The sequence below is a fragment of the Mycobacterium sp. genome (assembly GCF_044223235.1).
Taxonomy (GTDB): Bacteria; Actinomycetota; Actinomycetes; order Mycobacteriales; family Mycobacteriaceae; genus Mycobacterium.
This window is the reverse complement of record NZ_JBGAME010000008.1, coordinates 90,657-102,337: the sequence shown is the minus strand read 5'-3', so window position 1 is coordinate 102,337 and position 11,681 is coordinate 90,657. Positions and strand designations below refer to the sequence as shown.

Below are 11,681 nucleotides of genomic sequence, written 5' to 3'. Positions count from 1 at the left end.
GCTACACGGCCCGCGCCTCCACCAGGCTCAGTGGCGACGCGGTCGGAACCACGCGCGTCACCTGGAATCCCGCGGCGGCGAGCAGCCGGCGGTACTGCGGCTCGGTGCGATCGCGGCCCGCCTGGGTCAGCAGCATCTCCAGATCGCTCCAGTGACCGAAATGTTCGCGATTGCCATCCGGGATCACCAATTCGATCAACAGGATGGTCGCGCCCGTCGCCGCCGCCGCGCGGACGTTTCGCAGAATCTCGAGCGCCTTGTCGTCGGGCCAGTCGTGGATGACCTGCTTGAGCACGTAGATGTCGCCGCCCTTGGGCACGCCGTCGAAGAACGATCCTGGCTCCACCCGCACCCGATCGGCGACGCGGTGGCGCCGCAGCACCCGTGGCGCATCGGCGACCACTTCGGGCAGGTCGTAGAGAACGCCCTGCGCGTTCGGCGCCGCACCCAGGATGGCGCCCAGCAGCCGGCCCACCCCTCCACCGACATCGACGACGACCGAGTAGGCGTCGAATGCGAAGGCGGCCGTGATCGGAGCGACCACCATCTCGGTGGTGTCCGCCATGGCCTGGTGAAAGGCGTCGGCGAGTTCGGGTTCCTGCCTGAGCAGGTCGAACGGGTCGGTTCCGTGCACCGCGACGGTCATCGAGCCGCCGGTCCGGATGGCGTCGGCCAGGTGGCTCCATAACTCGCGATGCTGGCGCGACCCCACCAGCCGGGCCATCCCGGCGGCCGACAGCGGGGCGTCCGAACGTAGCGTGCGCGCCAGCGAGTTCAGCGCGTAGCGACCGTCGCGGCGCCGGCGGAAGATGCCGCGGCCGATCAGTGCCCGCAGCAGGCGGCCCAGCGCGTCGGGATCGGCATTGACACGCTCGGCCAGCTCGTCGATCCGCAGCGGGCCGTCGGCAAGGGCGTCGGCGACACCGAGTTGCACCGCCGCTGTAATGGCCTGGGACGTCCAGGAGTTGACGATCAACTCCAGCATCACCGCATAGGGCGGGGCGCTGTGCATATGCAGCCGGGACAGCCCCTGCCGGCCCCGCTCGACCACCCGGGCCACCGCCGGCGGCGGAACCGCGTTCCACCGCCCGCCGACCCCCGGCGACCCGCCAGCACGTGCGCCGTCCCGACGTGCATAAAGACTTGCCGGTGCAGCGAGGAACGCCCACCGCGGCTGTCGAATGCGTTTCACTGCGCCGGCTCCTCGGGGTCGTGGGTGGTGCTGATGTACGTGAGCACTTCTGCGGGATCGATTTCCTCGGGCGACCCGTCAGCGACGGGCGGGTTCCCGACCGCCGGGGGAAGGTCCGGGGGCAAGTTCAGCGCCACGTCGGTCCCGTTGGGATCGTGGAACCACAACGCCGTCGCACCGGACTCCCTGCTTGCCCGGTAGGGGTGAGAACTGATCTGCGCCAACCGATTCACCGACTGCCGTACCGCTTCGATGTCACCCGGGGCAACGTGGATGGCGATGACACCGCTGGCTTCGGGGTGATAGTCGAGGGCAATCTGCGATCGTTCGATGACGACACCGAGGCCGGCACCGGTCACGGCGGTCGCCCGGGCGTTCAGCGACCGGGGGGCGCCGCCGATCAGGGCCGACCACCAGGCCGCCATCTCCTCCGGACGGTATGTGAGCAGCCGTAATTCGACGTCCGGCGACCTGTCAGTCATGTAGCTCTCCCGCCGTCTGCGGTGCGATGCCTACCACCAAGAGTGCCCGCCGCAGGTGCGGTGCGCCGTGCCGGCGGGAGTGCAGGATGGCGACGATGTGGCCGTCGGGGCGGACGACGAGGGCGTCGGCGTCGGCCCCCGCGACACCGGTGTCGAACACCGTCTTCGCCGCGTCGCCGACAGCCACCAGCGCGAACGGGAGTCCGCCGGCCGCCGACGACCACGCGGCGTGCGCCGCGTGGTCGTCGGCGGATACCAGCAGCGTGAGTCGATCTCGGCTGACCAGATCCAGTGTGGACATCCGCCTGCCGCCCTCCTCGATCCAGGCGTGCGGCAACCGGCCGCCCGCGCGTGCGCAGGGGGTGTAGAACTCCGGATCGTCCGGCGGCGGCGGCAGCCCGTCCGCGATGACGGCGCCGCCCTGATAGCGCACCCCGAGGTCACGGCCCCAGTTGCGGTAGTGCGGCCCCTGACCGTCGATCGCCCGGGCGGCCCGCCGACGCAGCCGCCTGCCCACCGGACCGGGTGACTTCGCCAGCCCGAGCGGGCGATAACCCAGCGCGGTGAGCCCGCGGATGGCCGCCCGCACCGGCCGCCGCGGCACCCATCCGGGGACGGCGTCGACCATGCGCGGCAGGGTAAGGATGGCGCGTCGCGACATCCCAAGCGCGGCAACAACATCGAACAAGCGCTCATAGTTGGCCACCGAGTCGGCGGTGGTGTCCGTTGCCACCGGGCGGCGTTCGTGCGCATAGGTGTCCAGCAGCCCGTCGCGGGCGCGTCCGGAGATGACCCACGCCAGCTTCCACGCGAGGTTGTGCACGTCGGCGACGCCCGCATTGAGCCCGAGCCCGCCGGTCGGCGGAAAGCGGTGCGCCGCATCGCCCGCCAGGAACACGGGGCCGGCGCGGTAACGCGTTGCGACCTGAGCGTGCATGGCCCACGACGTAATCGATTTGATCTCGACGTCCACGCCGGGGTCACCGATCGCGTCGACGATGTGGTCGCGGCAGACCTCGGCGGGAAAGTCGTCGGGCGACTCGAACGGCGGAAAATAGGGGATCTGGAACACCAGATCGTGCGGCGATCGATGCACGATGACGACACCGAGCCCCTTGCCGGTGTGCGTCCACATAACAGGACCACGACGGGCGCGCAGAAATGGTTCGAGGTCGGCGGAGAAATGCACGCTGATCACATGATTGAGGACCGGACCCGCCATCGTGACGCCCAGGGCGCGCCGCACCGCGCTGGCCGCGCCGTCGGCGCCGAGCAGATAGCGCGCCGTGATCGTCCTGCCGGATCCGGTCGTGGTGTCGGCGATTTCGACCGCGACGCCGTCGGCGACCTCGGTGTGTCCGAGGTAACGCCAACCGGTGCGCACGTCGACGCACCTGCTGTCCCGCAGGTGCCGCCACAGCAACGGCTCGAGGGCGGTCTGGGGCAGGTGCGCGCTGCGGGTGGGACTGATCGATTCGATTGCGTCCAATTGTGTCTCGGGCATGTCGGCCAGCGGGACGCGCCCGAGTTCGGGCCCGGCCAGGGTGGTGCAGTAGGTGATGCAGCGGAGCTCGCGCATCGGGGCGCTGAGCCGACGGATGTCACGTTCGAGGCCGATCTCGCGCCAGATCTCCAGCGACCGAGTCGAAAGCACATGCGCGGCGGGATGACTCCCCACGACCGAACGGGACTCCACCACGGTGCTCGTGATGCCGTGGCCGGCGAGCAGCAGAGCCGCGGTCGCGCCCACCGGCCCGGCGCCGACGATCACGACATCGCAGCCCTCGTTCACGTGCTCGGCACCTCCCCCCTCCACCATTGCACCGACGCTAGTGCAGTTCGGGGAGGATCAGGGTGGTCAACGGGACCGATCAGCCCGCGATCGCCTGCAACCGCACCGGAAGCGTGTCCGCCGACTGGTGTGGACCGAGCACCGCCGCACCGTAGGACCGGGTCAGCAGCTTGCGGGCGATCGCGTTGACCCCGTCGAGCGTCACCGCGTCGATCTGGGCGAGCGTGTGCTCGATGCTGCGATGCTCCCCGTAATTGAGTTCGCTTCGCCCGATGCGGTTCATCCGCGACGCGGAGTCCTCCAGCCCGAGCACCAGTCCGCCGCGCAGCGACCCCTTGGCGATGCGGCACTCCGATTCGGTAATGCCGTCGCGGGCAACGTCTTCCAGCACGTCGGTGGTCACCCGGACCACCTCGTCGAACCGCTCGGGCAGGCAGCCCGCGTAGATGGACAGCGCGCCGCTGTCGGAGAACGTGTCCACCGTCGAGTACACCGAGTAGGCCAGCCCGCGGGTTTCCCGAACCTGTTGGAACAGCCGTGAACTCAGCCCTCCGCCGATGGCGCCGTTGAGCACCGACAGCGCCCACCGGTGTTCCCAGTGCCTGCCGGGGGTGCGTACGCCCAGCGACAGGTGGGTCTGCTCGGCGTCGCGGTCGACCAGGTACAGCGCGGGCCTGCCGCCGACGCGGCCGGTGCCCTTCCGGGGCGCCGCCGCCGCCCTGCCGCTCACCAGCCGGGAGCCGAAGTGCTCGCGCACCAGCGCGACTACCTCGTCGTGGTCGACGTTTCCGGCCACCGCCACCACCATCCGGTCCGGCGTGTAGCGGCGCTGGTGGAACGAGTGCAGCTGGGCGCGCGTCATCGCCGTGATCGACTCCACGCTGCCGATGACCGGGCGGCCGACCGGATGCGAGCCGAACATCGCCGACAGGAAGACGTCGCCGAGCGTGTCCTCGGGATCGTCGTCGCGCATCGCGATCTCCTCGAGCACCACATCCCGCTCGAGTTCGACGTCGTCATGGGCGCAGCGCCCGTTGAGGACCACGTCGGAGACCAGGTCGACGGCCAGCTCCAGGTCGGTGTCGAGCACATGGGCGTAGTAGCAGGTGTGCTCGCGCGCGGTGAACGCGTTCAGCTCGCCGCCGACGGCGTCGACCGCCTGGGCGATCTCCACTGCGGTGCGCGTCGGCGTCGACTTGAACAGCAGATGCTCCAGGAAATGCGCGGCACCCGCGACGCTCTTGCCTTCGTCGCGGGACCCCACGCCGACCCAGACACCGACCGACGCCGAACGCACCGACGGGATGAATTCGGTGACGACCCGCAGACCGCCCGGCAGCGTGGTGCGGTGCACCGCCGCCGACGATGGGTCGGCGGCGCGTGACCTGCGCAATCCCCGCGCCCCGCCGCGGTCAGCTGCTGGCGGTTGCGGCATCTACGGGCGCTGCCGGCGCCTCGGCGAGAGCGGACTCTTCCTCCTCGACGAGGACCAGCGAGATCTTGCCGCGGTTGTCGATATCGGCGATCTCGACGCGCAGCTTCTCGCCGACCTTCACCACATCCTCGACCTTGGCGATCCGCTTGCCGCGGCCCAGCTTGGAGATGTGGACCAGGCCATCGCGCCCGGGGAGCAGCGACACGAACGCACCGAAATCGGTGGTCTTGACGACGGTGCCCAGGAAACGCTCCCCGATCTTGGGCAGCTGCGGGTTGGCGATCGCGTTGATCCGGTCGATCGCGGCCTGCGCCGACAGGCCGTCGGACGCACCGACGAACACCGTGCCGTCGTCCTCGATCGAGATCTGAGCGCCGGTCTCCTCGGTGATCGCGTTGATGACCTTGCCCTTGGGCCCGATCACCTCGCCGATCTTGTCCACCGGCACCTTGATGGTGGTGATCCGCGGCGCGTAGGGGCTCATCTCATCGGGTGAGTCGATGGCCTCGGCCATCACCTCGAGGATGGTCAGGCGCGCGTCTTTGGCCTGGGCCAGCGCACCAGCCAGGACCTGGGAGGGAATACCGTCCAGCTTGGTGTCCAGCTGCAGGGCGGTGACGAAATCCTTGGTGCCGGCGACCTTGAAGTCCATGTCGCCGAAGGCGTCCTCGGCCCCCAGGATGTCGGTCAGCGCGACGTAGCGAGCCTCACCGTTGACGAGGTCGGACACCAGGCCCATCGCGATACCGGCGACCGGCGCCTTCAGCGGTACGCCCGCGTTCAGCAGCGACAGCGTCGAGGCGCACACCGAACCCATCGACGTCGAACCGTTGGAGCCCAGTGCCTCGGACACCTGTCGGATGGCGTACGGGAACTCCTCGACGGACGGCAACACCGGCACGAGCGCACGCTCGGCGAGCGCACCGTGACCGATCTCGCGGCGCTTGGGCGAACCCACCCGGCCGGTCTCACCGGTCGAATAGGGCGGGAAGTTGTAGTGGTGCATGTAGCGCTTGGTGGTCTCGGGTCCCAGCGAGTCGATCTGCTGGGCCATCTTCATCATGTCCAGCGTGGTGACACCCATGATCTGGGTCTCGCCCCGCTCGAACAGCGCGCTGCCGTGCGCCCGCGGCACCACGGCGACCTCGGCCGACAGTGCCCGGATGTCGGTGATGCCGCGTCCGTCGATACGGAAGTGATCGGTCAGAATACGTTGGCGGACAAGCTTTTTGGTCAGCGAACGGAATGCGGCGCCGATCTCCTTCTCCCGGCCGCTGTACTGTTCGGCCAGCCGGTGGAGCACCTCGACCTTGATCTCGTCGGTGCGATCGTTGCGCTCGGTCTTACCCGCGATCGTCAGCGCCTGCGACAGCGCGTCAGAGGCGACCGACGCGACCGCGCCGAAGACGTCGTCGGCGTAGTCGGGGAACACCGGGTAGTCGCCGACCGGCTTGGCTGCGCGCTCGGCCAGTTCCTGCTGGGCGGCACACAGCGACTTGATGAACGGCTTCGCGGCCTCCAGCCCCTCGGCGACGATCGCCTCCGTCGGCGCCTGCGCACCGCCTGCGACCAGCTCGACCACGTTCTCGGTGGCCTCGGCCTCGACCATCATGATCGCCACTTCGTCGTCGTCGCCGGTCCCCGCGACAACCCGCCCGGCCACCACCATGTCGAACACCGCGCCCTCGAGCTGCTCGACGGTGGGCAACCCGACCCAGGTCCCGTCGATCAGGGCGACGCGCACGCCGCCGATCGGCCCGGAGAACGGCAGCCCTGCCAGCTGCGTCGACATGGACGCCGCGTTGATCGCGAGGACGTCGTACAGCTCGGCGGGGTCCAGGCTCAGGACGGTCACGACGACCTGGATCTCGTTGCGCAGCCCGTCGACGAACGACGGGCGCAGCGGGCGGTCGATGAGCCGGCAAGTCAGGATCGCGTCGGTGGACGGCCTGCCCTCGCGGCGGAAGAACGAGCCGGGGATGCGGCCCGCGGCATACATCCGCTCCTCGACGTCGACGGTGAGCGGGAAGAAGTCGAAGTGGTCCTTGGGGTTCTTGCTGGCGGTGGTCGCGCTCAGCAGCATCGTCTCGTCGTCGAGGTAGGCGGCGGCGGAGCCCGCCGCCTGCTGGGCGAGCCGGCCGGTCTCGAACCGGATGGTGCGGGTGCCGAAGCTCCCGTTGTCGATGACGGCGGTGGACTCGAACACGCCGTCTTCAATTTCAACTACAGACATGAAGTCCGTGTGGCCTCTCTGGATTCATTCAGCTATTTCGCGCTGTCTTCAGGCGGATTCACCCGCGGGCCCGGTGACCGGGGACGCAGGCGACCGGCCTGGATGCGGCTACGGCCGTCGATCGAAGCGGCCGGAGACTCTGCTCAAACGCAGGGCACCCGGCAGCCACTACCGAAGACCGTCCGATCAGGCGGCCCTGACGTGACGCGCAGGAACGGCATCCGCGGATCTGCGGACATCGCACCAGTGCTCGAACGGCAGTCGAACGGTCCCATGTTACACGTCAGCAACGCGCGTCCCGTCGCGCCAACGAGCGGCGCGGCCGCACCCGTGACAGCGGGAACGGCCGCGCGACAGCGGCACGGTGCTGCGTCAGCGACGCAGACCCAGCCGTTCGATCAGTGCGCGGTAGCGCGCGACGTCGACCTGCGCGACGTACTTCAGCAGCCGGCGGCGACGGCCGACCAGCAGCAGCAGGCCGCGACGCGAGTGGTGATCGTGCTTGTGCACCTTCAGGTGCTCGGTGAGGTCGGCGATCCGCTTGGTCAGCAGTGCGACCTGTGCCTCCGGCGAACCGGTGTCGGTCTCGTGCAGGCCATAGGAACCCAGGATCTCTTTTTTCTGTTCGGCGGTGAGCGCCACGGAATTACTCCATCTGTCGGTCCGCGAGGGTCGTCATCGGCAGCGGCCGCCGCGAACTGCAGCACACGCCGGGGTCGGCCGGAAGTCTAGCAGCCGATCAGTGCGCCGAAAGAATCGTGCGGGCACGCTCGGTGTCGGCCCGCATGGCCACGACGAGGTCGCCGATCGAGTCGAACCGTTCCTGGCCCCTGATCCGCGCGACGAAGTCCACCGCGACGTGCTGACCGTAGAGGTCGGCCGAGGTGTCCAGGACGAACGCCTCGACGGTGCGGGTGCGGCCCGAGAACGTCGGATTGGTGCCGACCGACACCGCCGCCTGGTTGCGCTCGCCGGGGAGGACGGTACCCATCACCGGGCCGTGGCCCAGCACCGTGAACCATGCCGCGTACACCCCGTCTGCGGGGATCGCCGAGTACATCGGCGGGGCGACGTTGGCGGTCGGGAACCCCAGCCCACGGCCCCGGCCGTCGCCGCGCACGACGACCCCCTCGACGCGGTGCGGGCGGCCGAGTGCCTCGGTGGCGGCTACCACGTCACCGGCGTCCACGCAGGACCGGATGTAGGTGGACGAGAACGTCACCGTCTCATCGCGGTGATGCTCGGCCACCAGCGAAATGCCCTCGACCGCGAAGCCGAATCGCTCCCCCGCCTTGCGCAACAGGTCGACGCTGCCCACGGCCTTCTTGCCGAACGTGAAGTTCTCCCCGACCACGACCTCGACCACGTGCAGGCGTTCGACAAGCAGTTCGTGGACGTAGCGCTCGGGGGTGAGCTTCATGAAGTCCGACGTGAACGGCATGACCAGGAAGACGTCGACGCCCAGCTCCTCGACCAGTTCGGCGCGTCGGGTCAGGGTGGTCAGCTGCGCGGGATGGCTGCCTGGGAACACCACCTCCATGGGGTGCGGGTCGAAGGTCATCAGAACCGTCGGCACACCGCGCGACCGGCCTGCCTTGACGGCGTGGCTGATCAGCTCCGCGTGTCCCCGGTGCACACCGTCGAACACGCCGATGGTGACGACGCACCTGCCCCAGTCCGTGGGGATCTCATCCTGGCCCCGCCAGCGCTGCACAGCCGCAAGCCTACGGCGCGCGGCGGCCATCGTCTGCGCCGGATCACCGGATCAGATGACGATTGCCTAAACTTTGAGACCGTGAGTCCAGACGGGGACGCCCGGGAACTGTCTGCGGTGGCCCAGGACTACCTCAAAGTCATCTGGACCGCCCAGGAGTGGTCCTTGGAGAAGGTCAGCACGAAGATGTTGGCCGAGCGCATCGGCGTGTCCCCGAGCACCGCGTCGGAATCCATCCGCAAGCTGGCCGAGCAGGGGCTGGTCAACCACGAGAAGTACGGTGCGGTGACGCTCACCGAGGCCGGGCAGCGCGCTGCGCTGGCGATGGTGCGCAGGCACCGGCTGATGGAGACGTTCCTGGTGCGGGAACTGGGTTACGGCTGGGACGAGGTGCACGACGAGGCCGAGGTGCTCGAACACGCGGTCTCGCAGCGCATGCTCGACGCCATCGACGCCAAGCTGGGCCACCCCACCCGCGACCCGCACGGCGATCCGATCCCCGCGGCGGACGGTCGAGTTCCCACCCCGCCCGCGCGCCAGTTGTCCGACTGCACCGACGGGGAGACGGGTACGGTGGCCCGGATCTCCGACGCCGACCCCGAGATGTTGCGCTACTTCGACAGCGTCGGGATCAGCCTGGACTCGCGGGTGCGGGTGGTCGCCCGCCGCGACTTCGCCGGGATGATCTCGGTGAGCGTCAACAACCCCGGGTCACCCGGCGGGGTGGAATCCACTGTTGAGCTGGGACGCCCTGCGGCACAAGCGATCTGGGTTGTCGCCAGCTAGCCGGGCCGGCGTCCGCGGTTGGGTGTTGGACCACCGACCTGCTTGATCATCCGCTGCGGATCGCCATGGCCGTCGGTGTTGACCGCACCGTCCGGATCGACGCCGAAACACTGCCCGACCAGTACTTCGATGTGGCCGTCGAGGCCTCCGGCGCCTCGGCCGCGGTCGGTGCCACCCTGGCCGCGGTGCGACGCCGCGGCGTCGTTGTGCAACTGGGCATGTTTGCACCCGGGCCACGCCCCGCCGAGCTATCCGCCCTGGTGGCCAAGGAAATCGACTATCGCGGCGCCTTCCGATTCGACACCGAATTCGACGAATCGATCGCCCTGCTCGCCGGGCTCCACCGCACTGGACCCGGTCATCACCCACACGTTCGACCTGCTCGACGCGACCGCGGCGATGGACCTTGCAGCCGACCCGGCCATCTCCGGCAAGGTCGTGCTCCGCCCGTCCGACGACTGCGATCGTCCGCGAAGTCACCACCGACGACGTCCGGGACGCCTGTGACCTGTTTACCGCCACCTTCCTGGCCACCGACAGACTCGACGGCCGGGTCTCCATCGAGGTTGACCCCCGCCTCGCGCACGACACCGCCGCCACCGTCGCCCAGGCCCGGGAACTGGCCGAGATCGTCGACCGGCCCAAACGTGCTGATAAAAATCCCGGCCACCCCGGCCGGGCTGCCCGCGATCACCGCCGTCATCGCGCAGGGCATCAGCGTGAACGTCACCCTGATCTTCCGTGTTCGACTCGCTGCGAGCCCTCGGAATCGACCTCATCGACGTCTTCCGGGTCCTGGAAACCGAGGGCGTCGAGAAATTCGAGGCGTCCTGGAACGAACTACTCGAATCCGTCAGCCAAGAACTGGATCGGGCAAGGGCCGCCAACGGGCGGTCTCACATCCGCTGATGTGAGGAGAAACGATCGACCCGCAACGCACGAGTCGACAACGCGAACCTCACGAGGAGCCCTGACATCTCGTGCCGTGCGGGCCCGCGATTTCCTGCAAACCCTCAAAGGTGAGCTCGTGAATGAGAACCCGAAAGCACAACCACCACAGCCGGTCCTGGTCATCATGGGCGTCTCCGGCTCCGGAAAGTCCACCGTCGCCGGCATTCTCGCCGGACAGCTGGGGTGGGACCTCGCCGAAGGCGACGACCTCCACCCGGCTGCGAGGCCACCCCGCGAAAAGTGATCATCATGGTCAAGGCCGGCGCTCCCACCGACGCGGTCATCGACGAACTCGCCGGACTCCTCGAACCGGGCGACATCCTCATCGACGGCGGCAACGCCAGATTCCAGGACACCCGCCGCCGGGAAGCGGCCCTGCGCAAGAAAGGCATCCACTTCGTCGGCTGCGGCATCTCCGGCGGCGAGGAAGGCGCACTGAAAGGTCCATCCATCATGCCGGGCGGATCCGCGGAGGCCTACCAGAAATGGAACCGCGGCGACCTGGACTCGTTCCTCATCGAGATCACCGCCGAAGTGCTCCGTCACGTCGATGCCGACACCGGGAAGCCCTTCGTGGACGTCGTCGTCGACGCCGCCGGGGCCGCCGTGGCCTACTACGACGGGCTGCGTTCCGCCCGGTTGCCGGCCTCGATCATCCGAGGTCAGCGCGACTTCTTCGGTGCCCACGGCTACCAGCGCGTCGACCGGCAAGGCAGTTACCACACCCAGTGGTCCGGTGACCGCACCGAGATCAGCGTCCGATGGCCCGGACGGCCGTTGTCGTCGATCCTGGCTACTGACATCGGCGGGTGCGGCCGCGATCTTGACGAAAACTGGGAAGTCAGCAGTTCACCGGCCGCATTACACGCATAATGATGCTCGGATTACGTGACGAACAGACCGCGCTGGACAGCGGGTCTGGGGACACGCCAGGCGCGGTGTTCGGAGACATCCATCGATGTCGGAGGGGGTCCTGGTGGCTGATGACTCGAGATTGTGGGGAGCCTGCCCAACCCAGCGCCCGTCGAACGGCGACGTCAGGCGGGCAGCAAAACCGTGAGTCCGGGTTCCGTCGGGTTCCGGCCTGGTTGCCGGA

Annotated in this window: 11 protein-coding genes and 3 pseudogenes; 7 read left to right on the top strand and 7 right to left on the bottom strand. The window is 68.7% G+C overall.

Translation table 11 applies throughout. The annotated features are described in order from the left end of the window. Position 1 precedes the first annotated feature (1 nt). From ADBZ6K_RS13585 to ADBZ6K_RS13555, 7 genes are all read right to left on the bottom strand, one after another. On the bottom strand, positions 2 to 1,060 hold the full coding sequence (locus tag ADBZ6K_RS13585) for a methyltransferase (protein ID WP_526347570.1): 1,059 nt from the start codon (positions 1,058 to 1,060) through the stop codon (positions 2 to 4). Between the two features lie 128 nt (positions 1,061 to 1,188). Next, the gene (locus tag ADBZ6K_RS13580) at positions 1,189 to 1,674 is read right to left on the bottom strand and encodes a hypothetical protein (protein WP_526347432.1); all 486 of its coding nucleotides are present in this window, start codon (positions 1,672 to 1,674) and stop codon (positions 1,189 to 1,191) included. Further along, complete coding sequence (locus ADBZ6K_RS13575) at positions 1,667 to 3,493, bottom strand: FAD-dependent oxidoreductase (protein WP_526347430.1); 1,827 nt, start codon at positions 3,491 to 3,493, stop codon at positions 1,667 to 1,669. Before ADBZ6K_RS13575 ends, ADBZ6K_RS13580 begins: the two co-directional genes overlap by 8 nt. Positions 3,494 to 3,545: 52 nt before the next feature. Continuing rightward, positions 3,546 to 4,901 (bottom strand): M16 family metallopeptidase, encoded by a 1,356-nt coding sequence (locus ADBZ6K_RS13570; protein WP_526347428.1) that lies wholly within the window; start codon positions 4,899 to 4,901, stop codon positions 3,546 to 3,548. Further along, a complete protein-coding gene (locus ADBZ6K_RS13565; RefSeq protein ID WP_526347426.1) occupies positions 4,879 to 7,134 on the bottom strand; it encodes a polyribonucleotide nucleotidyltransferase in 2,256 nt (751 codons plus the stop codon). The genes ADBZ6K_RS13570 and ADBZ6K_RS13565 overlap by 23 nt, the downstream gene beginning before the upstream one ends. A gap of 372 nt (positions 7,135 to 7,506) precedes the next feature. After that, positions 7,507 to 7,776 carry a 30S ribosomal protein S15 gene (gene rpsO / locus ADBZ6K_RS13560; RefSeq protein ID WP_526347424.1) on the bottom strand — a complete coding sequence of 90 codons (270 nt, stop codon included), beginning with the start codon at positions 7,774 to 7,776 and terminating at the stop codon, positions 7,507 to 7,509. A gap of 97 nt (positions 7,777 to 7,873) precedes the next feature. Further along, on the bottom strand, positions 7,874 to 8,848 hold the full coding sequence (locus tag ADBZ6K_RS13555) for a bifunctional riboflavin kinase/FAD synthetase (RefSeq protein WP_526347422.1): 975 nt from the start codon (positions 8,846 to 8,848) through the stop codon (positions 7,874 to 7,876). An 81-nt stretch (positions 8,849 to 8,929) separates the two neighbouring features. Between ADBZ6K_RS13555 and mntR the strand changes: the two genes are divergently transcribed. From mntR to ADBZ6K_RS13520, 7 genes and pseudogenes are all read left to right on the top strand, one after another. Continuing rightward, positions 8,930 to 9,634: a manganese-binding transcriptional regulator MntR gene (gene mntR, locus ADBZ6K_RS13550; protein WP_526347420.1), complete on the top strand. Its 705-nt coding sequence runs from the start codon at positions 8,930 to 8,932 to the stop codon at positions 9,632 to 9,634. A 65-nt stretch (positions 9,635 to 9,699) separates the two neighbouring features. Next, positions 9,700 to 9,909, top strand: a pseudogene (locus tag ADBZ6K_RS13545) (L-idonate 5-dehydrogenase); the annotation flags it as partial. A 191-nt stretch (positions 9,910 to 10,100) separates the two neighbouring features. Beyond that, positions 10,101 to 10,383: pseudogene (locus ADBZ6K_RS13540) on the top strand (transaldolase family protein); the annotation flags it as partial. Beyond that, the gene (locus ADBZ6K_RS13535) at positions 10,376 to 10,543 is read left to right on the top strand and encodes a hypothetical protein (protein WP_526347580.1); all 168 of its coding nucleotides are present in this window, start codon (positions 10,376 to 10,378) and stop codon (positions 10,541 to 10,543) included. The pseudogene ADBZ6K_RS13540 and the gene ADBZ6K_RS13535, both read left to right, overlap by 8 nt. 118 nt (positions 10,544 to 10,661) lie before the next feature. Continuing rightward, on the top strand, positions 10,662 to 10,829 hold the full coding sequence (locus tag ADBZ6K_RS13530) for a hypothetical protein (protein WP_526347578.1): 168 nt from the start codon (positions 10,662 to 10,664) through the stop codon (positions 10,827 to 10,829). Further along, a pseudogene (locus ADBZ6K_RS13525) lies at positions 10,817 to 11,182 on the top strand (NAD(P)-binding domain-containing protein); the annotation flags it as partial. The gene ADBZ6K_RS13530 and the pseudogene ADBZ6K_RS13525, both read left to right, overlap by 13 nt. Then, positions 11,159 to 11,458, top strand: a complete 300-nt coding sequence (locus tag ADBZ6K_RS13520; RefSeq protein WP_526347568.1) for a hypothetical protein — start codon at positions 11,159 to 11,161, stop codon at positions 11,456 to 11,458. The pseudogene ADBZ6K_RS13525 and the gene ADBZ6K_RS13520, both read left to right, overlap by 24 nt. Positions 11,459 to 11,681: the final 223 nt, after the last annotated feature.

Coding starts and splice junctions, on each gene's coding strand:
- ADBZ6K_RS13580 (WP_526347432.1), bottom strand. CDS start 1,674: ATGACTGACAGGTCGCCGGACGTCGAATTACGGCTGCTCACATACCGT.
- ADBZ6K_RS13575 (WP_526347430.1), bottom strand. CDS start 3,493: ATGGTGGAGGGGGGAGGTGCCGAGCACGTGAACGAGGGCTGCGATGTC.
- ADBZ6K_RS13570 (WP_526347428.1), bottom strand. CDS start 4,901: ATGCCGCAACCGCCAGCAGCTGACCGCGGCGGGGCGCGGGGATTGCGC.
- ADBZ6K_RS13565 (WP_526347426.1), bottom strand. CDS start 7,134: ATGTCTGTAGTTGAAATTGAAGACGGCGTGTTCGAGTCCACCGCCGTC.